Raw genomic sequence first — 24,446 nt, forward strand, 5'->3', positions numbered from 1 at the left:
CTGCCGGGAGGAGGAGGCCAGTCGGGCTTCCGGAACGGGCGGAGACAAGGTTGAGAACCGAAGAATTCGGGAAACTTTCGGCGACTGCGCGCGGGATCCTAAGCAAACACTTTCAGCCCCTCGGTGCAGTTTTTGCAGATATCGATTTCTTTCCGCGATCTGAGAATCGACCTTCTGAACTGCTGATATCCTTCCCCCTGCCACACCTCCTTGAACGTCGTCGTCGAAAGATCCCCCAGGGCATGCTGAGAGTCTTTATCGAAGCAGCAGGGCACCACCGTCCCATCCCAGGTAATGACGCAGCCTTTCCACAGTTTCCAGCAGTGATTGAGGAGCTTATTTTTGATCGAATATGAACCGTCGTCGTTCTTTTTGTAGCGGGAATAATCATCCAGCGTTGGGATGAGATCACTGCCGTGTTCATAATCGTAGATCTGCGCCGTCTTGAACAGCACGGTGTCGACGCCGAGTTCTTTCGCAAGCCGCTTCGCGTCTTCCACCTGATGCTCGTTCGGCTTTACGACAAGAAACTGAAAGATGACGCATGGAGTTTTGGATCTCAGTTTCTTCTTCCATGCGATGACATTCGTCGTCCCTTCGATGACCTTCTTGAGCGAACCGCCGACCCTGTATTGTTCGTATGTCTCCTGGGTCGTTCCGTCGATCGAAACGGTCAACCGATCCAGCCCGCTCTCAACCGTGCGCCGGGCGTTGTCATCGTTCAAATAATGCGCGTTGGTGCTTGTCTCCGTATAGATCCGCTTCGTGTGCGCGTACCGGACCATCTCCAAAAATTTTGGATGCAAATATGGCTCCCCCTGGAAATAGAAGATCAAATACGACAGGGTTGGAGCCAATTCATCGAGCATTTTTTCGTACAGATCGGATTTCAACATCCCGGTCGGACGAGTGAACGACCGGAGTCCGCTGGGGCACTCGGGGCATCTCAGGTTGCATGAAGTTGTCGGCTCGATAAAGACGGAAACAGGCATTCCCCACTGCACCGGCTTTTTTGTATACTTGGAAACAAAGTACGAGGAAATAACCTGGGCGATATTGAGCGTCCGGCGCGGCGTCAATTTGGAGAGATATTGAAGCGAATCGCTCAGAAGAAAAGACATACGAGACACATCATCCTTAAAGAAATTTATGGGGGCCGATCGATCGCCGGAACAGCCTCTTCGCCCTCCCTCCTACCAGGAAGGTGAAGCCGTTGGATAATATAGTCAACGGATGACGATTTGGCAACTTTGTTAATGGAGGCGCTGTGCCTTGCAATTCTTCCAAAAAATTGCTAAGTAATTGTCATTGTCATCCAAAACAAACGTCTATCCTTCACCATTTCACAATTCTCATGAAAACGATAAAGTGGACTTTGCTTCTTTTCATCGCCGCGCTATGCTCCCCTGCACTGCAGGGACAAGATGCAGCCGATACTCTTACACTCGACCTCGCAAAAGCCAGACGGATCATCAGCAAGAACATCTACGGACATTTCGCTGAGCATCTTGGGCACAGCATCTACGGGGGATTCTGGGTCGGCGAGGGCTCAAAGATCCCCAACGTGCGCGGCATCCGCAAGGATGTCGTCGAAGCGATGAAAAAAATAAACGCTCCATTTCTGCGATGGCCCGGGGGCTGCTTTGCGGACGGCTATCATTGGAAAGACGGCATCGGCCCGGTTTCATCGAGGCCTTCGCTCGTCAATACCAATTGGGGAGGCGTCACGGAAGACAACAGCTTTGGCACGCATGAATATCTCGACCTCTGCAGCCAGATCGGATGTGCGCCATACATCAGCGGAAATCTGGGGAGCGGGACGGTGCAGGAATTATCCGAGTGGGTGGAGTATGTCAACTCGGACAACAAGAGCCCGATGACCGACCTGCGGAAAAAGAACGGCCGCGAAGCTCCGTGGGAAGCCCTCTTCTGGGGGCTCGGCAACGAAGCATGGGGCTGCGGCGGGAACATGAAGCCGGAGTATTACTCCGACCTTGCGCTCCGGTACGGAAGTTTCATGCACGACTACGGTGCATCCCACTTGAAAAAGATTGCCGTCGGCCCGTCCGATGACGACTACCATTGGACCGACGTCGTCATGCATCAGACAGGAAATTCCATTTGGGGCCTTTCTCTCCACTATTATACCTGGTGCAACGACGAAAATGCCACGAACGTGACGGAGAAAAGCTGGTATGCCGACCTCACCAAGACGCTTCGTATGGAAGAGATCGTGAAGGGGCATTCAGCCGTGATGGACAAATACGATCCGGGGAAGAGTGTTGCGCTCGTCGTCGATGAATGGGGAGCATGGTACGCAGTGGAGCCTGGAACGAATCCTTCCTTCCTCTACCAACAGAATACCCTTCGGGATGCGCTCATTGCGGGGATCAACCTCAACATTTTCAACAACCATTGCGACAGAGTAAAAATGGCGGCCATCGCCCAGGCGGTGAACGTGCTGCAATCTGTCTGCCTCACGAGCGGAGACTCGCTTGTCCTTACGCCGACGTATCATATCTTCGATATGTACAAAGTGCACCAGGACGCCATCCTTATTCCTTCGACGCTCAGCACCGACAGCATTGCAGTTGACAAGAATAAAATTCCGGCGCTCAGCGCGTCGTCGTCGCTGGATCGAAACGGAAAAATTCATATTTCACTTTGCAACCTCGATGTCTCAAAAGATGAACGCCTTGTCTGCAACGTCGAATCGTTCAGCGTCAAGAGCGTCACGGGGCAGGTCCTGACATCCAAGGAACTGAATGCGCACAATACATTCGATCAGCCGGAAAACGTCACGATCCGTTCCTTCGGGTCTTTTACGTCGGCACCGCATGCCATTACGGTTACGGTTCCGAGGCATTCTGTCGTAGTCCTTGAGGTCGAAGGCACGTCGGAGGTGAAGACGGCAAAGATCGATCCTGCCGCCTTAGAGCCGGGACTGCGCTGCAATTATTTTGAGGGGAGCTGGAGAAGGCTCCCTGATTTTACGGAGCTTTCGCCGGTCAGGACGCAAAGGGCAACGAGTATTGAGATTCCGGCAGATGCGGCGGTCACGAATTTTGGGCTGCAGTTCGCAGGTTACCTAAAGGTCGAAAAGGACGGGGTCTATCAATTCTCTCTCACCTCCGATGACGGATCGAAGCTTACGGTTGACGGTGCGGACATTGTCGTCAACGACGGAACGCATGCGATGGTGGAGCAGTCGGGCTCGACGTATCTGAAAAAAGGATACCATGAAATCGAAGTCGATTTCTTCCAGGCAGGCGGAGGGAGCGGATTGTCGCTCCAATTGGAAGGCCCCGACCGTCCGAAGACTCCTGTGAGCGCGGACCTTCTATTTCATGCGAAATAGGATCCGTTCAGGGAGCGAGAATGTCGCGAAGCTGTGCCCGGGCCTTAATAAGTACTTCACTGCTCACCTTAAGGGAGTCAAGAGCGGCTGGCAGAGCCCGCAGGTCGGATTTTAAGCCGGCTAATTCCTTATTCAGATCTTCCGGGTGAACCGAAATCCTGTTCCCGGTTTGCTCCGCGTGGATCAACACATCGGGAGACCAATCGCCCGGCCATGACGTTGCATTGATGAATTGAGAGACCTTCCGCAGGCGGCTGATCTTATTCCTGAAACCGTCCGCGACTCCCGAAATTGCGCCGTCGAGATATTCCCTCGACACAGCGATGTCAACCGATCGATCGGTACTGAACGAACGCGTTCGCACGATCAGCGTCATCGTCTCACCGTCGTACCTCCATCCTTCTTTTGACTCCTCATCATTGAATAGAACCGTCTCGCCATTGCACGATACGGTCTTAGGATTGGCACAATTGACGAACCGAAGTTCGTACGCACGATTTTTATTCATTCCCGGATAACTTCCGTGCGCAGGAGAAATTCGGACGTCAACGCCCCCCGTCGCAGTCTGCCTCATTGCCACATGTGTGGTTGCAAAATTTCCCTTCTGATAACCGAGCGAATTGCCTTCATCCTCATAGACATCGCATGAGCCGGAATCGCCGGGAAAAACCGTCAGGATCAGCGGATCGACCGGCAATGCATGGGTCGAACGCATTTTGGGCTGCATCGGGATGATCGCTCCGTCTTTCACAAAAACCGGAATTTCATCTTCCGCATAATGTCTTGCGAAAATCCCCGGACCGGTAAGATGACTTCCCGTAAACCACTCGGTCCATCCGCCGGCCGGGAGCCATACTTTCTTTTCAGCAAGCAGGCTCGTCGAGTCGACCGGAACGGCGACCGGGGCGACGATCATGTCGTCGCCAAACCGGTACTCGCCGCTGAACTCATATGCCTCGGGAGCCTCGGGATCATCGTAATACATCGGATGGACGATCGAGACGCCGGTTCGATAGGTCTTGTATGATGCGGAATAGATGTATGGGATGAGCGAGTATCGAAGAAGGATCGCATCGCGCATCATCCGGAATTGATCGTCCGGATACGCCCAGATCCTTCGCTCCGCTTTGCCGTTCTTGGTGACGTGTGTGCGCAGGATCGGACTGAAGATTCCCCACTGGATCCATCGTGCGTAAAGCTCCGGGGAAATTTCCCCCGGCATATGTCCGCCGATGTCATGACTCCAGTAGCCGTATCCGACATTAGCCGCCGTGGCCGTAAACCTCGGCTGAAACGCAAGCGATTCCCACACCGAAACGACATCCCCGGAAAACCCGATCTGATAGCGGTGGTTGCCGAGCCCTCCCCACCGATGAAAAAGGAGGGGACGGTCGGCGTTCTTTCGCTCCATGTCCGTGTAGAAAACATAGTTGAGCCACCAGGTCGGCGTCACGCCGGGAATCTTTGTCGTTCCCCACGCCTGCCAGTCCAGCCACCAGAAATCGACCCCCTGACGCTCGAGGGGATGAATGATCAGATTCATGTAATTGGTCGCGAACTTCTTGTCGACGATATCGAATGGAACATATTTTTTTGTCGCCGGATCGATCCCCATCGCCTGCGCCATCTCCGGGTAGTGATCCTCGTGCGGTTGAATCCCTGATGCGGGATGAAGATTCAGAGGCGTCTTAAGCCCCTCGCTGTCGCACCACGCGAGAAATCCTTGCGGATCGGGGAAATAGTTTCGATCCCATGTGTAGCCGGTCCAGCCGAGCGTTTGTCCCGCCTGGTCGGTCCGCGACCGCCCCCACCGCAGATCAAAGGTCTGATGCCAATCCATATCGATGACGAGCACGTCGAGCGGCACGTCGTGAATTCTGAATTGTTCGACCAGGTCCTTGAATTCCTCGTCGGTGTATGCCCAGTATCGCGACCACCACAACCCGAAGGCAAATCGGGGAGGCATTGGAATTTTTCCTGCAACCGTTGTGAAATCAGACAAGGCTTTCCGGTAATCGTGACCGTAACCGAAAAAGTACCAATCCTGATGCTTTGTCGATGGGCGGACTGTGACCCACGGCCAATCGGAATTGTCGAAAAGCGGACGCTCGCTGTCATCGACCAGAACCCAGCCATCCTTCGAAAGAATGCCCGGCTCGAGTTTCGTCTCTCCACGCACCCCGTCCAGGGTCCTGATCGTCCCCCCCAGATTCCCGGAATCCTGCAACCCCGGAAGCCATCGCACGGTCTTGCCCTTCAGGTCAAAGCTGACATTCAAATTTGAGGAGGAAAAAGAGTCACCGTCAGGATGGTATGCAAGCCGCAGCCGGTCGGTTTGAATGAAGAGCCATCCGCTGTCGCGGCGGGTGGTGAAATGCGGCGCATCGAGTTTACGGTTGATGAAAACGAGCGACGCACGGTCCTCGAACTCCCTCGCATTGCTCCATTCCATCCGAATCAGCTCAGGAGTGAGGATGGTAAATCGGACGTTTCCCTCTATTATGACCGAACCGGGGTCGGCAACCGGGTTGAGCGGTTGGGCAAAAGTTGGCGCAGTGAAAAATAAGAAGCCAAGTACGAGTTCGAGGAAATACTTCTTCATAAAGCGCACCTCTTAAACGTGGACACTTTAAAAAAACAGAACGGTTTTCTTCCACAAAGACGGGAAGACACAATCAATGACTAGAAGCTATCTCAAAAATGAAATTAGATTGACCCTTCGACGCGTCCCCTCAAAGAGTCGCTTTTGTTAGGCGACCTTTGGGGGACTTGCTCAGGGTGAATAAGTGAGTGGATCATCCTGTCCCCAAAGGACACCTTCGGGGAGTAAGCGATCCCGCTCGAAGAGCGGGAGAGCGCATCGTCAACGACCCTGCGGGTCGCAGACCCGTTGGGAAGGATGAGGTGACATATTTTTGAGATAGCTTCTATAGAAAAGCGCGGATGTCGGTTGCGTGCATCCCGGCATTACGCGCAGCCGTTAAACCAAGATCCCCGTCTTCAAAGACCTGACACAAGGAAGGTTCAACGTTGATTCGTCTCGCTGCTTCAAGAAAAAGATCGGGATGAGGTTTCGGTCTGAATGGATCATCGGCGGTCAGTATCACTTCAAAGAAATGCACAACGCCGATCGCGTGCAATTCTTTGTGCACAATCTCTTTTGCACCGCCTGATGCAACCGCCATCGGAAGAAGCTTATGGTAACGGCGGGCAATCTCGACGACAGGAAGGATCGGTTTGACTTCGCTGATCCTTTGAAGAAAAAATCGGTCCTTTGCCTGAATCACTTCCTTGAAGCTCAACGATCTCCCGAAATGGGCATTATACTGCACAACGATGTCAGCATCCCTCATCCCCTTTTTGGATGAAAAGAACTCATGATCGTATGGCGCGTCATAAGAGCGAACTGCTTCTTCCCATGCTTTCAAATGCAGCGGCATCGAGTCGACGAGCGTTCCATCGCAATCGAAGATCAATCCTTTGACGAAGTCAGGAACCGGAATCAACAACTTTTCCTACCTTGCGTGCTGGAAATAGACGTCGTTCCAGCGCAGTTCCTTTTTGAACTCGCTGAGCGTCGTTTTCCCGTCGATGACCAGGCATTCAACGCCGGCGATCTCCGCATAATCCTCGACGCATTCCGTCGAGACTCCCTGACTGAAGACAGTGTGATGCGCGCCGCCTGCGAGGATCCAGGCTCCGACCGCAGTTTCAAAATCCGGCTTCGGTTTCCACAGCGCGCGCGCAACGGGAAGCCGTGGAAGCGGCTTGGCGGGGGCGATCGTCTCTACTTCGTTGATGATCAAACGAAAACGATTTCCCATATCCACCGAGGTCACATTGATCGCCGGTCCGGCAGGAACGTCGAAGACCAGTCTTGGCGGATCGGCTTTTCCGCCGATGGAGAGCGGATGGATCTCCAGCTTCGGTTTCCCGGAGGCGATCGCCTCGGAAATTTCGAGCATGTGCGCTCCGAGAACTTGCTTGGCGGAAGGGTCGAAATGGTACGTGTAATCCTCCATGAACGAAGTTCCTCCTTTCAAACCGCTCCCCATCACATTCATCACACGCAGCAACCCAGCGGTTTTCCAGTCCCCCTCCGCGCCGAAACCGAATCCATCGGCCATCATTCGCTGCACCGACAATCCTGGCAGCTGTTCGAGTCCGTGTAAGTCTTCGAACGTTGTCGTGAACGCCTTGAAATTCCCGTTCTTTAAGAAGGCGCGGATCGCAAGCTCGATACGGGCGGCTTCCTGCAGCGACCGGCGTTTTTCCCCGTCCTTTCGGAGGGACGGGACGAGTTCATACTTTGCCTCATACTCGGAGAGAAGCGAGGCAATTTCCGTATCGCTGACCTTCTTCATGACATCAACCAGATCCCCCAGACCGTAGCCGTTCACCGAATACCCGAAACGGATCTCGGCTTCCACTTTGTCCCCCTCCGTCACGCCGACACTTCGCATATTGTCCCCGAACCGGGCAACCTTCATTCCCTGGCTGTCGGCCCAGCCCGCTGCGGCGCGCGACCAGACGCCGATCTTTTTCTGAGCGTTTTCATCTTGCCAGTGCCCGACGACAACTTTACGGGGCTTCTTCATCCGGGCAGTCATAAAACCAAACTCTCGTCCCCCGTGCGCAGTTTGATGGAGGTTCATGAAATTCATGTCGATCTCCCCCCAGGGAATGTCCCGTCCGAACTGCGTGTGGAAATCGAGCAACGGCTTGTTCAGTACCTTCAGTCCGCCGATCCACATCTTTGCGGGAGAAAACGTGTGCATCCATGCAACGATGCCGATGCAAGAAGGGGCGTTATTCGCCTCGAGACAAATTTTTGTAATCGCGTCCGGCGTCGTGAGGACCGGCGTGAAGACGATCTTTACCGGAATATGAGGCGATTGTGACAATCCGGCGACGACATTTTGAGAGTCTTTCTCCACTTGCTTCAAGGTTTCCGGGCCATAAAGATGCTGGCTTCCGGTCAGAAACCAGATTTCGTATTGCTTGAGGTCGATCATAAAAACCTTTCTTCAATGGTATGTGGCAGGATGAGGGAAATCCGAAAAATTACTGATGCTTTGAACTATTACTTCTTCTGTCCATAATACGCGTCCGGGCCATGCTTTCTCGAATAATGTTTTTCGAGGAGATAATCGGGAAGTTGACGAAGTGACGGATTCAGTGCGAGTGAATGAAGCGCCATCGAGGCGATTTTTTCAAGAATTAAATTATTCTTCACCGCGTCTCCCGGATCATTCCCCCATGTGAACGGCGCGTGGCCGGAGACAAGGACTCCGGGAACCGCGATCGGATCGAGTTTCATGAACCGCTCGACGATCACCTTCCCGGTGTTGATCTCATAGCCTTTTTCGACTTCCTGCTTGGTCAGACTGCGCGTGACCGGAACGGGTCCGTTGAATGCGTCGGCATGCGTCGTCCCGAAACAGGGAATCTCTCTGCAGGCCTGGGCAAAGATCGTCGCATATTCGCTGTGGCTGTGCGCGATCCCTCCGATGGAAGGAAAGGCGTTATAGAGTTCTATGTGGGTCGGGGTGTCGGATGACGGGCGCCGTTTTCCTTCTATGACGTTCCCCTTCAGATCCACCACCACCATGTCCTTCACTGTTAGCTTCTTGTATTCCACGCCGCTCGGTTTGATGACCACCAAGCCATCGCGGCGGGAGATGCCGCTCACGTTGCCCCAGGTCAGGGTCACGAGGTTATACTTAACGAGCGCCAGGTTTGCCTCGAGTACTTGTTTCTTCAGTTGTTCGACCATCAGTTTTCCTTTCGCACTGAATCCCGCAGTGTCAGCAATTCCTTCATCACCCCATGCATCGACCCGCTCCAGTCTTTCGTTCCAAAGCCGTCGTGCAGTTGGCGATATAATTTATAGAGGGTCGAGTATGTCCGGTGATTTTTTTCGGAGGGCGAGTACGTCTTTTCAACGCCCGTCATCGCCTTTTGCGTTTCCTGGATCGTCGCGTATCCCCCGGACGCTTTTCCTGCGGCAACAGCGGCAAACATCGCAGCTCCGAGGGCCGGCGTCTGCTCGCTTCGCGAGATCTTCATCGGACGTCCGGTCACGTCGGCATAGATCTGCATGAGGAGCGGATTTTTCGATGCAAGTCCTCCGCAATTGACGACTTCTTTTACCGGAACACCGTACTCTTCAATGCGGTCGATGATCCGCAGCGCACCGAACGCCGTCGCTTCGACCAGCGCGCGGTAGATCTCATGGGGCTGCGTGTGGAGGGTTTGCCCGATCAAAAGCCCCGACAACCGCACATCGACGAGAATCGTCCGGTTGCCGTTGTTCCAATCGAGGGCGATCAATCCACTTTCACCGGGCTTTAGCTCCGCCACCGCTTTCTCAAGGGTGCGGAATTTTTCGTCGGTGGTCGTACCGTATTTTTCAGGGACGAGGTTGTTGATGAACCAGAGAAAAATATCGCCGACAGCGGATTGGCCGGCCTCGATCCCGTAAAATCCGTTCATCACCGAGCCATTGACGATCCCGCACACCCCCGGAATGTCGGCCAGAGGAGAACTGCTCGGCTGGATCATGACATCGCAGGTGCTCGTTCCTAGAATTTTCACAAGGGTGCCGGGTTGAATGCCCGCCCCCACCGCGCCCATATGCGCATCGAACGCGCCGACCGCGATCGCCACGGTTTCGGGCAATCCTAGTTTCTTCGCCCATTCCGGAGAAAGGTTCCCGATCTTTTCGTCCGCAGAATAAGCCTGGGAATACAACTTGTTCCGCAGTTTCCCTAATCCGGGCGAGAGCGCGTTAAGAAACTCCTCGTCAGGAAGTCCTCCCCACTGAGCGTTGAACATCGCCTTATGGCCGGCAGCGCAAATGCTTCTTTTTATTTTTTGTGGATGCTTTACCCCCGAAAGAACTGCCGGAATCCAGTCACAGATTTCCACAAAGCTGTCGGACGCCTCAAAGGTCTGGGGCGAAGTGTTTTTGAGGTGGAGAATTTTGCTCCAGTACCATTCCGAGGAATAGGTCCCTCCGATCTTTGCCAAATACTGAGGACGCAATTTGGCCGCCGTCTCGGTGACCTGGGCAGCCTCGGCAAAACTTGTGTGGTCCTTCCAGAGCCACACCATCGCAGACGGATCGTTTTTGAATTTCTTATCAAAGCACAGCGCCTCCCCGTGCGCGTCGACCGGCATCGGACTGCTCCCCGTTGTATCGACGCCGATACCGATGACATCGTCGGGAGAAAATTTCGATTCCGCCCTTTTCGCTTTGAGGAGAGCCTGCTTAATAGATTCTTCTATGCCGAGCAGATAATCGGCGGGGTTCTGCCGTGCGAGGTTCGGGTCGGAGGAGTCTACGATGACTCCGTCCGTTCCGGAAGGATACGGAAAAACGTGCGTTGCAAGCTCCCTGCCGTTTGCAACGTCGATGATGAGTGAACGGCAGGAGTTAGTCCCAAAATCTAAACCGATAGCGTACTTGCCCATGTGGTTGTATTCCCATTGAGAGGGTTAGAAAATATTCAGCCCCGATTACTTCTTGACCGAAAAACGGTATGTCGTGGTTTGCCGATACGTCTCTGAAGGATGCAGAACCACGGATGGAAATTGGGGTTGATTGGGAGAATCCGGAAAATGCTGCGCCTCGAGACACAGGGCGGACCGGCGTTGGTAAGCAATACCCCCCTTCCCTTTGAGCGATCCGTCCAGATAATTTCCGGAATAAAACTGAATCCCGGGCTGGTCGGTGAACACTTCCATCAAACGGCCCCCTTTTGGCTCGTAGACTGCCGCCGCACGGTGAATTGCTTTGTCATAGCGATTCAACACAAAATTATGGTCATAACCTCTGGCGAGCTGGAGCTGTTCGAAGGGAGCATCGATTCGTTCTCCAATTTTCCGCCAAGCGCGGAAATCGAACGGCGTTCCTTCGACCTTTTCAATCTTTCCGGTTGGAATGCTCCCGGAGCCAGACGGAGTGAAACGATCCGCCTCGATCAATAATTCATGATCGAGAATGGTATTTCGCGGGTCCGCGGTGAGGTTAAAATATCCGTGGCTCGTCGGATTGAGAATTGTGGGAGCGTCGGAGGTTCCTTTGTAATCAATGACGAGCTCGTTGTTGTCGTTCCATGTGTATGTCACATCGAGCGTAACCTTTCCAGGATATCCTTCATCGCCGTCCGGGCTGATACATCGCATCGATACGGAAGAATCCGTGCTGGCCGGGACGTTCCATAATTTCCGATGAAACCCGTTCACTCCTCCATGCAGATGATGTTCGCCGTCGTTGATGCCGAGCTGATAGACCTTGCCGTTCAACGAAAATTCTCCTTTCCCGATGCGGTTGCCATACCTTCCGACAATAAATCCCAGATAGGAATGATCGGCAACGTATCCCTGGGGGTCATCGTGGCCAAGGATAACGTCGCCAAAGGAGCCTCCCCTATCGGGAACGACGATGGAGACTATTGCCGCCCCAAGGTTCGTAAGGCGGACCTCTGCCCCCGATTTATTTTTGAGGATAAATAGTTCAACTTCTTTACCATCAGCTAATTTACCGAATGATTTTGATGTCACGGCTGCTTTCTCGTTTTCATGTATGACGCAATGGACAAATAAACCGTTTCAACCCTGTTCTGACACGATTTATATATGAATTTTTTGCCATTATTTCCAATCATTTTTTTGCTCCTTGGCATTGTGTGAAGCAAATAATGCGGCAAGATTATTTCTCAGACTCCCTGAAGATTCAGATGTATTATGCCGATAGTACTCATTGGCGGGCGGGACAAACTTGCCTGCCGAATTTATTTTGTGAGGAGGAGCACCATGTCAGTGCAGAGCGTTTCGTCAAGTACCAACCCTTACCTTTCCGCCACTCAAGCCAGCTCATCCAACCTCCGGAGTGACTTTAACAATCTGATCACCGCGATTCAATCGGGCGACCTGAAAAGCGCGCAGAGCGACTTTTCACAAATTCAAAGCGCCATGCAGTCTGTCCAGGGGACGCAGCAAAACGGAAGCCAGCAAAGTCAGTTCAGCACAGACCTTGCCGCTCTCGGCAGCGCACTCCAATCGGGAAACGTCAGCGGGGCCCAGGATGCTTTGAAAAAGCTGGGGCAGGACATGCAATCAGCGGGCAAAGCCCGTCATCACCACCATCATCACGGCGGTGCGGCTCCAAGCAGCACAACGGCTTCGACGAACGGCGTCACGGCTCCCCTCGACAGCAGCAGTTCAACCGGGAGCAGTGTGAACCTTCTCGTTTGATGCGGTATTAAAAATACGAGCTGGAAAACGATTGTCGCGAGGAAGAACAGCGAATATGGTCTTCCGAACAGGGGGGCTTTGTTATTTTTTCCGCTTCGAAAGTTGAATGGTGAATAAACCTTTCGACTCCCTGTAAACCCACGTCACGATGGCGAGGGTCATCAGGCCCCCGAAGAGAGCCGACGGGACCGTTCCCATAAGTTTGGCGGCAACGCCCGATTCGAAAGCGCCCAGCTCGTTCGAAGCGGCAAGAAAGATCCCGTTCACGGCCATCACTCTCCCCCGCAGCTCGTCGGGAGTCAGGGTCTGAAGCAGCGTGTGGCGTATCACGACGCTGACGCTGTCGAATGCTCCGCTGAAGAAGAGCATGATGACCGACAACAGCATCCATGGCGATACGGCAAAGGCGACAATGCACACGCCGAAGCCTGTCACAGCGATCAATAAGTTTCTCCACGGGTGTTCCATGGCGGAGACTCGCGCAAGGATCAGAAGAGTGATGACGGCGCCGAGCGACGGAGCCCCCCGCAGAATACCAAGTCCCTGCGGCCCGACGCGCAGGATATCCTGAGCATAGATGGGAAGGATCGCCATCACTCCCCCAAACAACACTGAGAATAGGTCGAGAGAGATCGAATACAGGATGACCTTTGTTTTAAGGACGAACCCGATCCCTTCTTTGATGCTCTCGGCCAGATTGATCTCTTCTTTTTTCGCCGGCACCGGTCTGTCGCCGATCCTCGAATACAGATAAAACGTGGCGATGACTAAGGCGACAACGACGAGCAGTGTGTTCGAGAACCCGAACCACGCGTATGAAAATCCCGATATCACCGGTCCGACAACAGCGCCGATTTGCCAGGCAGAGCTGCTCCATGTTGCAGCGTTCTCATAATGTTCGAACGGGACAAGAATGGCGCGAAGCGACGTTGCCGTTGGCGATTGGAATGCACGGCAAACGCCGATGACGAAAATGGTCGCGTAAATGGTGAACAGCAGCCCGGCCGATGATTGTGATCCCTGGTCCCGGGAGAAGAATTGCAGGATCGTCGAACAAAGCGCGATACAGCCGACGCTCCACAACAGGATCTTTCGTTTGCTGTATCGGTCGGCAAAATGTCCCCCAAACAGCGAGAAGGAGATGAAGGGAACTGCTTCGATGAGGCCGATCATCCCCAGCGCCAGCGGGTCGTGGGTGATCCGGTAAAGCTCGTAGCCGATCGCCACCTCCTGCATCATCAACGCGATCGTCAGCAAAAATGATGAAAGAACGAGGTCGCGGAATTCTCCGAAGCGTAATGCTGCGTATGGATCATGGTGACGGTCGGTCATGCCTTCAGGATATCAATTCGTCAGTAGTGTTACGACAGATGAGAGTGGGGGGAATATTCTTGTGCCCAAAGAAGAAACCCAGAAACTTTTTCTGATAAGCATCTCAACAATAAGGAAAAGCAATGCTCCCGGCGGCTCAATTCCTGGCTTTTTCCAGCAACGAGGTGAGCTGAATTTCATCGAAGTTTGACCCGCGGACCGATTCTTCAAGCGCTGCACTTTGTGATTTCGACTTTCTTGCAGATTTCACGGTCAGCGAGCCGAGCGTTGTATTCGATGCTTTGTCTATCAAAGTAATGGTGATGTTTGATGAAACGCTGTAGACAGGTTCGTCGTTCCCTTCAACGAGTTCGGGCCGGGTGGATTGAATCTCCACCCTCAGGACAAAACGGGACATATCCACAATGCGATAGCCTGCGCGGCTTACGGCATCGGCCATCCGGTTTCGGAGAAGATCGCCGACCGTCGAGGAAGATCCATATACTTTCAGGCTGAACGCAGCATCGGCTTCAAGCGGAGTGCATTCAAATACGGCGGAGGCGGAATTAAGAGAGGAAGAAAATTCCCTGCCGGCGAGGGGGAGCGAAAGCCGTGCGCGAAGCTGCCGCCCGATGCGTCCCCGGGCCTGGATCACACAGGAGGCGATCCCTCCGGCGTCGGTCACAGCTTCGCCATATTCCTCGCCGGACAAATTCAGGAAAACGACCGATGCGCCGTCGACGGGCGTCGATTTTCCGTTTATCGTGATCGTGACCCGAACGACAAACGGTTCTAAAAATTTTTCTCCGATCTTCCCTTTTTGTTTGTCTCCTCTGATCTTTTCGACATGCACATCGGAGAGGATCTCCAGAATGTCCGCTGTCAATTGAACTGGTCCGAGCGAGAGGTCTCCGGGAAAATGACCGCGAGCAAGCGCGTCATAAAGCGCCTGCTTTGGAAGGAGACCTGTCGCAGCTGTTCTCGCATCGGAGAGATTCCGGACGGACGCCGCAAGCCTCCCTTTTTCGAGCAGCGACCTCGCCCCACGGCGTAATGCTCTCACGTCTCCCCAGCCGGCCGACAATCCGGCCGCAATCGTGTCGGCGATCTTCTTCTTCGGCAGCGTCGCTAGGACGTACGTTGTATTTGTGGAAGTGTCGAGGGCTGTCCTGGCGATCTCAATCCACCCGAGCTCCTCGTCGGCAACCGATGAGACCATGATCTTAAAATCAGCGTACAATTCCTGGTTCTGCTCCAGATTGTAGACCTGTCGGATATTCTTAGACTCCAACTGCAGTTTTGCGCGGAGCTGTGCGGCGATGTCGGATCGTGCCCCGCGCCTTGCAGATTCTTCCCCCCGGCTGCCGGGGGCAACGCCTATACCGATCAGAAACTCGCTTTCGGGATAGCTTGGGTCTTGATGAGATGAGGCCCATTCGGGTATTTGCGGGAACAATGGAGCGGCGGTAAAAAAAAAGAGAAGGAAGATCGGCGGCCGGAATTGCACTCAGATTAATTTCCTGTTGTAAACGAAAAAGAGTACGGCGATGAAAGGACATTTCCGTATACGTCTTGTACCGATGCGGCGATCGTCCCCGTGTATACCGTTGCAGAAGCCAGTTTGACACCGGAAGGTGGGGACCAGGACAATCCCCACGTGCTATAATAGACGTTTGCAGTTCCTGCGACCGGCGGAGAAAGAACGAAGGAATTTCGCGCAGAAGTCGAGTCGATCGGCGAATTAAAGCGGATCGAGATGTACGAAATGCCCGGCGAAACGGCGGTGTCGCCGCTCTCCGGATATGTGTCCATTACCCGCAAACTCGGTTCCGGGGTAAAATAAAAACTGGCGGGCACAAAGTAATCCCCATAGATGTCGTGGATAAGTGAATCCAGCGTGATCGTGTATTGCTGTCCTACTTTGTAGTACGGAGTAAACGTTCGATGGCCAGACGGAAAACGAGAATTGAGAGAGGTATCGGTCGCATAAACCAGCCATGCAGGGGTCGGCGTGAGCGGAAACCAGAATGTGTATCCATCCAACGGCGTCGCCGCATTGGTGTCTATGAACACCCCTTCGTTCAACGGCGAAATTGCGACGCCGCGAATTACTGACCGCGTATCCATCAGCGTACTGAAACTCATTCTCACCGTGTTGTTGGAAATGATGTTCGGTCCGACCGCACCCGGAAGCGGGTCAGTCCAAATAACTGTCGGTGCCGGCCCCGTCGTAGTGGTGGTGAGGCCGTTATTCGGTACGCCCGCGTTCGAATCGCAACCGGCATAGGAAACGATCAATAGAAGGGAGAGGTAATACACGCGCATAGATATTTCCTTCAAAAGGCTTTGATGCACTGTCATGTCCGACACCAGTCAGCCTCGAAAGTTTAATAGACCTAAAAACCAATGCGCTGCAGCTTTCCCATTGGAGAATGCATGTTAACGGGGGGGCTGTTAAGACGAATGAAAATACTTAGTGATGCTATGAAAGTTTGTGATATGAGATCGAACCATGACGATTCGACAAAATATCGCGACCAAGTTGTGGACGCTGTAGGGCTCGAACCTACGACCTATGCCTTGTAAGGGCATCGCTCTAAACCAACTGAGCTAAGCGTCCTGTATTAAACTTTGTAACTCCTCCAGCGAAGTCCCTCCGGGGGACTGAGCTAAGCGTCCTGTATTAAACTTTGTAACTCCTCCAGCGAAGTCCCTCCGGGGGACTGAGCTAAGCGTCCTGTATTAAACTTTGTGAATCCTCCAGCGAAGTCCCCTCGGGGGACTGAGCTAAGCGTCCATAACAAACTTTGTAGCTCCTCCAGCGAAGTCCCCTCGGGGGGACTGAGCTAAGCGTCCTGTATTAAACTTTGTAAATCCTCCAGCGAAGCCCCTTCGGGGGGACTGAGCTAAGCGTCGATTTAGTTGAGCGGGAGACGGGACTCGAACCCGCGACGTCCAGCTTGGGAAGCTGGCATTCTACCACTGAATTACTCCCGCAGTCAAAAATCACCAATAAATCCAACTAATTATAAGGTTTTCTCTCTTGATTTCCGCCTTGCGGCACATTAGCGGAACAAATTCTAAAGTCATTAACAAAATTTAGAATCTGTTATGGTGTTCTAATTTCCCATGTATAAATTTCACTCAGCATTAACCTCACTTGTACACTCTTTTCACCAATCACATCTGTATGTGCCCTATTGCCCTTTAGTACATCTGGTGAATGAGTGACAATTAGACTATTTATCGCTCTAGTTCGACCGACATTGAATGATATTACGCCGTTTTTTTCCGGTTCCCGAACCCCTCGATTTCTTGTTTCTTCAGGACCCGCATACTTATTCCAATTCGTCGACATCCCATTTCCGTGATCTCTAAACGCCCCCGGCCTAACATCCCCAGAATTCCGCTCTACGAAATCAGCATGTATTCGCATATACAGCAAATCTCCATCCGGTATTATTTCTACAAGCCAATCTTCCGTCTTCATCTTAAGTTCGCCAAACACATTAACAATCCCACATTTATTCTATCCAATTCGAATTTTCCCTTTATCTCACTTTCCCCTCTGTCATCGCCATAAAACGACGGCTTGTCATTAACGTTCTCTGGAATATTAATCAGCAATCGAAAATCCTTTAACTTCCACCATATATCAATACTCCCACCTGGACCTCCCGATATGTCAGGAGTACGCAGAATTGTCGCAGACTTGCCATATATTTCCTCAGCGTACCAGCAGAGAAACCTGATCGCACGTCCCCACGTTTCTCTCAAATAACCTTTACCTCCGTCCTCATCAAAATTATCTTTCAACGAGTAAACATACCTGGACCGTTCAATTTCCTCTGCAATACCCTTTAACTCACGCGAAATCTCAATCGAAGTAATATCATCCAATTTTATTCGAATGTTTTTTTCTCTCTCAAAGCTGGATATTTCCTTTATGAAGTCATCTAAGGATTCAATTTTCATTTTTGGAGACCAGCTAGAAAGCTTGCTTACATCAAACAGCTTTTGAAGATTAAATAAATACGCATTTACAACGCCGCTTTCGAATCGCGACTTGCTCCAATTCTTTAGCTCATTTTCCTTGTCTTCGTCAACCTTTTCAGATAAAGATGATAATTCTTCCGAAAGGCTTCTAATATACCTTGCGAACGAAGATGTGTCCTTAGGTTTTCCCTTACTTGAGGATTTCAAAATGTCTTGGACATTTCCATCCTCTTCTGCTTCGACTAGTAATCCAGATGGGTCAACTTTCATATGGTCATCTATAGTCTATTAGTTCAAAACCTTTGTCCTTTAAGTTCTTTCTTGTAAGCTCGTTCTTACGTTCAGCGCCAGTCAATAGGTCTATTAGCTTCCTTATGTCATACGAACCCAAAGTAAAATATATATCTTTATCAATGTTAGATTCTTTATACATTATTTTGAGTTCATGTAAGACCAATCCTGAGTTCACATCACTTGTCATCGGCAATATTTTCGATCTAATCTCAGCCCTTCGCAATATCAAGGCCTGATTGGAATGTGCTTTAAGCCCTTCATTTATAACTTCTACAGTTTTAATCTCCAAAAGTTTCGGAATTCTTTCTCTAAGCCTTCCCAATTGTTCAGGTGTTAGTTTCTTCTCTTCTGATAGAGACTTAATCATGGGCTCCAAAATCCCATTAACGTCTAAAGACTTTTCTTGTTGTATTCCTGAGAATGTAAGCACAAATGTTAAAACCAGATTCAGGTCTTCGCGAGGTAGACCGATCTTTTTTGACATCGCCCTAGCAATCGCGTTATGCGATATATATTGAGTCGGCTTCTCAAATTCGCTAATCAGAGAATTCATCTGATCTTGAGGCAAATCCGCTAAAAAAAAGATAGCTTTCCAAATCGCATCTGGCACTTCTTTTTCAGCCATTGTTTCACCTTTTAAGTATGCCGATTAATGCTAACCTAAACCGTGATGTTTAATTTATCTATTATTTATTCATAATTCAATACGTCCCTAGGAATAGGGGGCTTTCCCTCCCGACCACACTCAATTTTTGCTCTATCCAAATCATCACATAAAGTCGACACTTTAGCAACTTCCGAATCCTTAAACATCAGGCGTAACCCAGAGAACTTCTTATACCCAAGCTGTTTTTTATACCAATTACGAAATATCCGCACAGTTTTGGGATTCGTTGACCAATACACCTTCTCATTTTTTACACTACCGGATGCTCCCCGATATCTACCAATCCACGGATCACATATTTCACCGGTTTCTTCATTCACGTTCCCCGGATATACCTTTTGTTCTTTCTTCGTCAGATATTTCGTTGCATAGGAACAGGCAAAGCCCTTTGAATAAATAGCTTTCAAATCCGTCGATGCTTTCATCGTTTTCAAGTCACCCAATTGTTCAGTAACGAGCAACCAAAGATATGTTAGATACTTAAACCGATTTAAGTCTTCAACAGAGTCCTTAAAACGCAGTTGTATTTGTTTTCTAACTTGGACCAATTGCCAATCCGTAAAACCTTCGGTCTTTATATCTTCAAACCAAATATGAAAGTGAACCGCACCAAGTTTTTGAAACTCCAGCACCCAAACGTAGCCGACATTTTTGCCGTTACTTTTTCTAAACCGTGTCAAGAAGTAATCAAGATGGCGTTTCGATATTTTACAATTACGATTGTTCCTTCCATATGTAAGTGTAAAGAAATATTTGAACTGCTCTGCATTATTTACCAATAGCCGAGCTAGCCTTCGTTGTGAACCCGTTGAAAATTCCTTTATCTCTCCTCTCCTCTTATGAGTAAGTCCCAATCTCTTCAAATACCTATTCTCAGTCCGAACAACAACCGAACGCTTATTTACTTCAACAAAGGAACCCATACAACCGAAGACCGCACCGCACGACCTTCGCCCCTTTGATGATGAGATATGTTTAAATATAACAAGCGTGAACGACGACGCCTCTGATATAGGACGCTCCTCCTGGCTAAGCGCATTTTTTTATTTCCTCCAACGTCTTTTTTTCATTGCTGAAAGCCCACGCATTCAACTCCTGAGCTCGAAAGAACAGACGTTTCCCACCAGGTTGATGTCCCGTGATTTGACCCTTACTAACGAGCTTGTAAAGGTAACTCTCAGAGATGCTTAAATATTTTGCGGCTTCTTTAAAGGGGAGAGGTTGCGGCAGTTTTTCTTTAATCAGATTTAGTAATACATCCAGCTTTCTATTAATCTCTTCTAATTCAGTTTTCATTTTAATAAATCCCTCGTTCTGTAAATACAGATTGTTAGATTCTTTAAGTTTGGTATACCCACACCGCTGAGTCTGGTCTCGATCATATCCGAGACCAACCTCAACACCGTCATAAACCATCACGCGGGCAGCACCCGCCAACATACACCTAACACCACCATACAACACCAAATCTCAAAGAGATTCTAACTGAGGCATTTATCGTTATGTCATATTTCCTCCAATTGTTTTTCCAAAACTATGATTTCTCAACATTTGACGCAACTTATTTTTCTATTGTGATAACAAAAGCCAAACATAGCTTAACATTGAGAATCTAAATCATCGGCAACAAGTCAACCGCTTCTCTCTTTTTTTCGTCGATGACTTTCGCATAGATTAACGTCGTCACCAGATTTCTATGACCTAGTAACTTCGACACCGTATAAATGTCGATATTGCTTGTAAGCGACAACGTAGCAAATGTATGCCTTGCACAGTGGAACGAAATGCTTTTCTTCACTCCAGCCCTCGAAGCCCAACGTTGAACCGCCTTATTGATCGTTGACCTTCTTGGAAGATAAAACACCGTACCTTCGCAGAATCCCTTGTCAATCCGTTCGCTTTGTGCTACTGACCGCTGACTCTCTAGAATCTTTAGAGCTTGCTTCGAAAGAAACATTCTTTCAGCCATGCGAGTCTTTTGCTGAGTGAATGTTAAGCATCCGTTCTCGATATTATTCCACCGTAAATTAACAACATCGGAATAACGAAGACCGGAAAAACACGAAAACAAGAACGCATTTTTTACGCTCGTGTTCTCGCAGTCAGTTTTCGCCATAAGACGCACTTCCTCAAGCGTCAAAAACTTCGGAAGTGTATCTACCTTTTTTATTCTAACGTCATGCGCCGGATTATTAGGTATTAGCCCTTCTCTCTGCGCCTCCAGTACAGCCCCTTTTATAATTGCCAGATACTTCCAGGCACTGTTTTGTGTTAGCTCTTTGAGAAGGTAATCTCTAAATCCCTCGAAGAATGATTTCTTCAATTCAATAAACAACACTTCACCCCTTCCATATTTTCTTAAATGGCTTACGGCATTCCTATAATTTCTTTTTGTTTCTTCAGCGAATTTCTGAGAGCCGATTTGCTCAACGAAAGAACTGAAACTTTCACTCTTTCTCGACTCAGGGAATATACCATACCGAGAAGATTGAATTTCTAATTCTCTCTTTGCACGAGCAACTTCAGCAACTTTTAACGTTTCGCGGTTTTGGAATTTATCGCCGGTGAGGAACAGGCCAAGACTTTCAAATCGTCTTTTGCCAAACTGGTAAATATCGAGGCGATATTCGACCTTACCATTACGATGGGTTCTTTTACGCAGAATAACACTCATTGCGTTCTTCTTTCCTTGTTTTTGTGTTGTAGCTCAGCACCAAGCCGAGCAAAAATCAGCCAACAATTTGCGGCACATTAGCGGAACAAATTTGTGCCAAAACCAGACAACTCCATACAACCACATGTTGGCTTTTGTTGCCAACCAGCCAAAAACAAGAGAAAAAAGAACATTTCTTACTTTATGTCATCTTATGTTCTCCTTAAAATTAGTTCGACTCCGTACCACTGAATTACTCCCGCTTGTCGTTTAGCGAAAAAAACTAATGTTTTTGAAGAATTTAGGCTCCGTCCTTACCGCGTGGCACAAATATGGAACAAAAACTATTAATTTACATTACAAATGTAACCCAACAATCTACAAATTGCAATAATTCTCTTTCTCCATCAAATTGACCGACAGATTAGCTATGGCGTCTTTCCTGTATGTTATTTCATCAACACCATCTTCTTTACTGATCTGTAATTTCCAGCCCTCAACTCATAGAAATAGATGCCGCTCGAAAGCCGGGATGCATCAAAGACAGCGGCATATCGGCCCTGTTCTTGATTGCCGTTCTCTAGCGTAGCGACTTCACGGCCGAGCAGGTCATAAATCTTTAGTGTGACAAAATTATTTGCTGATAACTGATAACTAATTTTTGTGCTCGGATTAAATGGATTTGGGTAGTTTTGAAAAAGTTGGAATGTTTCTGGTCCTCCGAATACTTTCGAATTTACATCCGCTACAATTGTTGGGTCTCCAAGGAATATCAAAGCGTAACCTACGTCTTGAGGAGAGATTGCGCTACCTAATGCAATGAAATCGTCAACCCCGTCACCGTTTTGATCTCCACAGCTGATTGCTTTCGTTGGAAAGTAAGCTGGTCCTAGTAGCCCCCTCAAGCCATACGGATTTCTATTGCTTAAGTGTGGTCCGCCTAAATGTAGAGAGAACGAATTGAAGTATGAACCAGCTAAGATGAGATCATTATAACCATCATTATTAAAATCTCCTATGTTAAAGCATGTACCTCCTACATACACATCTGACCTCGTCGTGTCGGGAGCAGCAAGATAAAACGACGGAATAGTATCAATGCCATTGACAGAACCAAAATGAACATGCTCTGTCGAATCCTTATAGTACTGGTCTATTATCAGGTCCGGAATTCCATCCCCGTTTACGTCTCCTAGCGAAAATTCTTTCTTAACCCATCCATAAGACGTGTTTGGCTTCATGGGGTTTACTCTCGACTCATACCTCATTGATTCGCCATCCTCGGTGAAAGAAAAATTCTTCCCGCCAAGATAGAGGTCTATTACATCTAAGCTGTCTTGTCCATTGGGGGGCACACCTTGCACAAGATAACTTAATAACAAATCATCATATCCATCCGCATTTATGTCGCCTACCTCAAAAAAGGTTCCGTATGTTACGATTGGCGGCTTTCCGGGAACGTAACTTCTCCCGCGAACAACGTACGTTGGTGTATCGGAAGGAACGGTGCTTCCCATGTAAATAGAAACCACACCAACACCCGGCGCAGCATCCAGCGAGTTTATAACTAAATCTGCTTTTCCATCCCCGTTGAAATCACCATACTGCACACCAGGTTTGGGTTCACCGACTGAGAATCCATCCCTTACTGGGTATTGAGTTGGCAATGGGATCGAGTAGTCAGGTATCGTATCGATCGCCAGTGTTGTGGTGTCGCTCCCCCAGTAAAATAGAATCTCACCATCATAGTCATGCCTGGTGCTGTCATAGTTGGTGAAGTGCATAGTAATCATGTCCTTTATGCCGTCACCGTTGTAGTCACAGATGGCAAGCAGCCTCCCTTTGTAGATGACGTTGGGCGTAGAGTCAAGAATTCCCTTACCACCAAAATACACGTATGTGTCATTCCAATTTCCTACAACGATATCCTTCTTTCCGTCTTTGTTAATGTCAAATGCCTCGACATTGAACGCCATGCCGGATCCACTTACTCTCCAGTACTCGACGGGGTAGAATGGTCGCTGTGCAAGAGTTACCGAAGAAAGAAATAATAGAGCTAGAAAAAGATTGATCCTAACCCGTTTCGTCATCCCAACCTTCATAGGAGAGACCCCTAAATCGTTTATAGAATTTAAACAAATTACTGTGCATGCTCAACTTGAATCATTGTAATTGTTCATAATACAAACTCCCTCATTTTTCATATTTTGCCCTATCTAAATCATGGCAGAAGACCGATAATCTACTTGCCTCTTCAGGATTCAATATCAACCGCATTCTGAATCGTTTTCTTTTTCTGATAATGTTTCTAAACCAATTACGAAACAACCTAATAATTTTCGGGTTTGTCGAAACGTATAGCCTTTCATTCTTTACGCTCCGAGAAGCGCCCCAATACCTTCCAACCCACATATCGTATATCTCTCCAGTTGATTCATTAATATTACCCTCATAAACTTTTTGGTATTTTTTAAGCAGATACTTCGCAGCACACCAAAAACTAAAGCCCTGAGAATAAATCAACTTAAGATCGGTCGAAGCCTTCATTGCTTTCATGTCATCCAATTGCTTCGTGACACTCAGCCATAGATACGTCAGATAATGGAACGAGCCACCGCTAACAGCAGGGTGGCTCTTTTCGTCCATAATTGACGAATTGAGAAACTGCAACTCAATATTTAAGCGCGTTGCTTCTGTACATCCTATTCCTCTGCGAATTTCTTTATCTCGTCGTAGTATTTGATGATCGCTCTCGCTTTGTTCTTGCCGAACGAAAGCCAATGCCAGGTCGTCTCCGGATTCGGATTGTCAACAACCGGGATACGGATGATCGGTTTCCCCTGGTATTCGCCGATGACCGGCCCTGTATTTCTATTTTCGCTTTCCATCACGCTCCTTTAGCAGTT

The 24,446-nt window shown here is 49.5% G+C and carries 20 protein-coding genes and 2 tRNA genes; 2 read left to right on the plus strand and 20 right to left on the minus strand.

Annotation, left to right across the window (positions count from 1 at the left end; translation table 11 throughout):
- Positions 1-98 precede the first annotated feature (98 nt).
- On the minus strand, positions 99-1,121 hold the full coding sequence (locus VMF88_06880) for an SPASM domain-containing protein (protein ID HTY10780.1): 1,023 nt from the start codon (positions 1,119-1,121) through the stop codon (positions 99-101).
- Positions 1,122-1,354: 233 nt separating this feature from the next.
- Here VMF88_06880 and VMF88_06885 point away from each other — a divergent pair, with 233 nt between their 5' ends.
- Positions 1,355-3,358 (plus strand): alpha-L-arabinofuranosidase C-terminal domain-containing protein, encoded by a 2,004-nt coding sequence (locus VMF88_06885; GenBank protein ID HTY10781.1) that lies wholly within the window; start codon positions 1,355-1,357, stop codon positions 3,356-3,358.
- Positions 3,359-3,365: 7 nt separating this feature from the next.
- On the opposite strand, the gene VMF88_06890 is transcribed toward VMF88_06885, so the two are convergent.
- From VMF88_06890 to VMF88_06915, 6 genes are all read right to left on the minus strand, one after another.
- The gene (locus VMF88_06890) at positions 3,366-5,960 is read right to left on the minus strand and encodes a TIM-barrel domain-containing protein (protein HTY10782.1); all 2,595 of its coding nucleotides are present in this window, start codon (positions 5,958-5,960) and stop codon (positions 3,366-3,368) included.
- A 325-nt stretch (positions 5,961-6,285) separates the two neighbouring features.
- On the minus strand, positions 6,286-6,864 hold the full coding sequence (locus tag VMF88_06895) for an HAD family phosphatase (GenBank protein ID HTY10783.1): 579 nt from the start codon (positions 6,862-6,864) through the stop codon (positions 6,286-6,288).
- Positions 6,865-6,873: 9 nt separating this feature from the next.
- Positions 6,874-8,373 carry an L-arabinose isomerase gene (gene araA, locus VMF88_06900; GenBank protein ID HTY10784.1) on the minus strand — a complete coding sequence of 500 codons (1,500 nt, stop codon included), beginning with the start codon at positions 8,371-8,373 and terminating at the stop codon, positions 6,874-6,876.
- A 68-nt stretch (positions 8,374-8,441) separates the two neighbouring features.
- On the minus strand, positions 8,442-9,134 hold the full coding sequence (locus VMF88_06905) for an L-ribulose-5-phosphate 4-epimerase (protein HTY10785.1): 693 nt from the start codon (positions 9,132-9,134) through the stop codon (positions 8,442-8,444).
- Entirely contained in the window at positions 9,134-10,834 is a 1,701-nt protein-coding gene (locus tag VMF88_06910; GenBank protein ID HTY10786.1) for a ribulokinase, read from the minus strand. The genes VMF88_06905 and VMF88_06910 overlap by 1 nt, the downstream gene beginning before the upstream one ends.
- A gap of 45 nt (positions 10,835-10,879) precedes the next feature.
- Positions 10,880-11,926, minus strand: a complete 1,047-nt coding sequence (locus VMF88_06915) for an aldose epimerase family protein (GenBank protein HTY10787.1) — start codon at positions 11,924-11,926, stop codon at positions 10,880-10,882.
- A 252-nt stretch (positions 11,927-12,178) separates the two neighbouring features.
- On the opposite strand from VMF88_06915, the gene VMF88_06920 reads away from it, so the two are divergent.
- On the plus strand, positions 12,179-12,619 hold the full coding sequence (locus VMF88_06920) for a hypothetical protein (GenBank protein HTY10788.1): 441 nt from the start codon (positions 12,179-12,181) through the stop codon (positions 12,617-12,619).
- An 81-nt stretch (positions 12,620-12,700) separates the two neighbouring features.
- On the opposite strand, the gene VMF88_06925 is transcribed toward VMF88_06920, so the two are convergent.
- The 13 genes from VMF88_06925 to VMF88_06985 all read right to left on the minus strand — a co-directional run bounded on the left by VMF88_06925 (position 12,701) and on the right by VMF88_06985 (position 24,428).
- Positions 12,701-13,951 (minus strand): MFS transporter, encoded by a 1,251-nt coding sequence (locus tag VMF88_06925; protein HTY10789.1) that lies wholly within the window; start codon positions 13,949-13,951, stop codon positions 12,701-12,703.
- A gap of 136 nt (positions 13,952-14,087) precedes the next feature.
- Positions 14,088-15,437, minus strand: a complete 1,350-nt coding sequence (locus VMF88_06930; protein HTY10790.1) for a hypothetical protein — start codon at positions 15,435-15,437, stop codon at positions 14,088-14,090.
- Positions 15,438-15,442: 5 nt separating this feature from the next.
- Positions 15,443-16,255, minus strand: a complete 813-nt coding sequence (locus VMF88_06935; protein ID HTY10791.1) for an Ig-like domain-containing protein — start codon at positions 16,253-16,255, stop codon at positions 15,443-15,445.
- Between the two features lie 220 nt (positions 16,256-16,475).
- Positions 16,476-16,550, minus strand: a tRNA-Val gene (locus VMF88_06940).
- A 305-nt stretch (positions 16,551-16,855) separates the two neighbouring features.
- Positions 16,856-16,927, minus strand: a tRNA-Gly gene (locus VMF88_06945).
- A 489-nt stretch (positions 16,928-17,416) separates the two neighbouring features.
- A complete protein-coding gene (locus tag VMF88_06950; GenBank protein HTY10792.1) occupies positions 17,417-18,196 on the minus strand; it encodes a hypothetical protein in 780 nt (259 codons plus the stop codon).
- Between the two features lie 4 nt (positions 18,197-18,200).
- Positions 18,201-18,845, minus strand: a complete 645-nt coding sequence (locus tag VMF88_06955; protein HTY10793.1) for a hypothetical protein — start codon at positions 18,843-18,845, stop codon at positions 18,201-18,203.
- Between the two features lie 65 nt (positions 18,846-18,910).
- Complete coding sequence (locus tag VMF88_06960; protein HTY10794.1) at positions 18,911-19,567, minus strand: hypothetical protein; 657 nt, start codon at positions 19,565-19,567, stop codon at positions 18,911-18,913.
- Between the two features lie 349 nt (positions 19,568-19,916).
- On the minus strand, positions 19,917-20,183 hold the full coding sequence (locus tag VMF88_06965; GenBank protein ID HTY10795.1) for a helix-turn-helix domain-containing protein: 267 nt from the start codon (positions 20,181-20,183) through the stop codon (positions 19,917-19,919).
- Positions 20,184-20,499: 316 nt separating this feature from the next.
- Positions 20,500-21,561 carry a site-specific integrase gene (locus tag VMF88_06970; protein HTY10796.1) on the minus strand — a complete coding sequence of 354 codons (1,062 nt, stop codon included), beginning with the start codon at positions 21,559-21,561 and terminating at the stop codon, positions 20,500-20,502.
- Between the two features lie 428 nt (positions 21,562-21,989).
- Positions 21,990-23,516 carry an FG-GAP-like repeat-containing protein gene (locus tag VMF88_06975; GenBank protein ID HTY10797.1) on the minus strand — a complete coding sequence of 509 codons (1,527 nt, stop codon included), beginning with the start codon at positions 23,514-23,516 and terminating at the stop codon, positions 21,990-21,992.
- Between the two features lie 217 nt (positions 23,517-23,733).
- Complete coding sequence (locus VMF88_06980) at positions 23,734-24,096, minus strand: hypothetical protein (protein ID HTY10798.1); 363 nt, start codon at positions 24,094-24,096, stop codon at positions 23,734-23,736.
- Between the two features lie 146 nt (positions 24,097-24,242).
- Positions 24,243-24,428, minus strand: a complete 186-nt coding sequence (locus VMF88_06985) for a hypothetical protein (protein ID HTY10799.1) — start codon at positions 24,426-24,428, stop codon at positions 24,243-24,245.
- Positions 24,429-24,446 lie beyond the last annotated feature (18 nt).

The sequence above is a fragment of the Bacteroidota bacterium genome, assembly GCA_035506275.1.
Taxonomy (GTDB): Bacteria; Bacteroidota; Ignavibacteria; order UBA10030; family UBA8401; genus JAGVPT01.

Coding starts and splice junctions, on each gene's coding strand:
- VMF88_06980 (HTY10798.1), bottom strand. CDS start 24,096: ATGAAAGCAATGAAGGCTTCGACCGATCTTAAGTTGATTTATTCTCAG.
- VMF88_06950 (HTY10792.1), bottom strand. CDS start 18,196: ATGAAAGTTGACCCATCTGGATTACTAGTCGAAGCAGAAGAGGATGGA.
- VMF88_06905 (HTY10785.1), bottom strand. CDS start 9,134: ATGGTCGAACAACTGAAGAAACAAGTACTCGAGGCAAACCTGGCGCTC.
- VMF88_06965 (HTY10795.1), bottom strand. CDS start 20,183: ATGAAAACTGAATTAGAAGAGATTAATAGAAAGCTGGATGTATTACTA.
- VMF88_06970 (HTY10796.1), bottom strand. CDS start 21,561: ATGAGTGTTATTCTGCGTAAAAGAACCCATCGTAATGGTAAGGTCGAA.
- VMF88_06920 (HTY10788.1), top strand. CDS start 12,179: ATGTCAGTGCAGAGCGTTTCGTCAAGTACCAACCCTTACCTTTCCGCC.
- VMF88_06880 (HTY10780.1), bottom strand. CDS start 1,121: ATGTCTTTTCTTCTGAGCGATTCGCTTCAATATCTCTCCAAATTGACG.
- VMF88_06975 (HTY10797.1), bottom strand. CDS start 23,516: ATGGCGTTCAATGTCGAGGCATTTGACATTAACAAAGACGGAAAGAAG.
- VMF88_06890 (HTY10782.1), bottom strand. CDS start 5,960: ATGAAGAAGTATTTCCTCGAACTCGTACTTGGCTTCTTATTTTTCACT.
- VMF88_06955 (HTY10793.1), bottom strand. CDS start 18,845: ATGGCTGAAAAAGAAGTGCCAGATGCGATTTGGAAAGCTATCTTTTTT.
- VMF88_06925 (HTY10789.1), bottom strand. CDS start 13,951: ATGACCGACCGTCACCATGATCCATACGCAGCATTACGCTTCGGAGAA.
- araA (HTY10784.1), bottom strand. CDS start 8,373: ATGATCGACCTCAAGCAATACGAAATCTGGTTTCTGACCGGAAGCCAG.
- VMF88_06985 (HTY10799.1), bottom strand. CDS start 24,428: ATGGAAAGCGAAAATAGAAATACAGGGCCGGTCATCGGCGAATACCAG.
- VMF88_06885 (HTY10781.1), top strand. CDS start 1,355: ATGAAAACGATAAAGTGGACTTTGCTTCTTTTCATCGCCGCGCTATGC.
- VMF88_06935 (HTY10791.1), bottom strand. CDS start 16,255: ATGCGCGTGTATTACCTCTCCCTTCTATTGATCGTTTCCTATGCCGGT.
- VMF88_06910 (HTY10786.1), bottom strand. CDS start 10,834: ATGGGCAAGTACGCTATCGGTTTAGATTTTGGGACTAACTCCTGCCGT.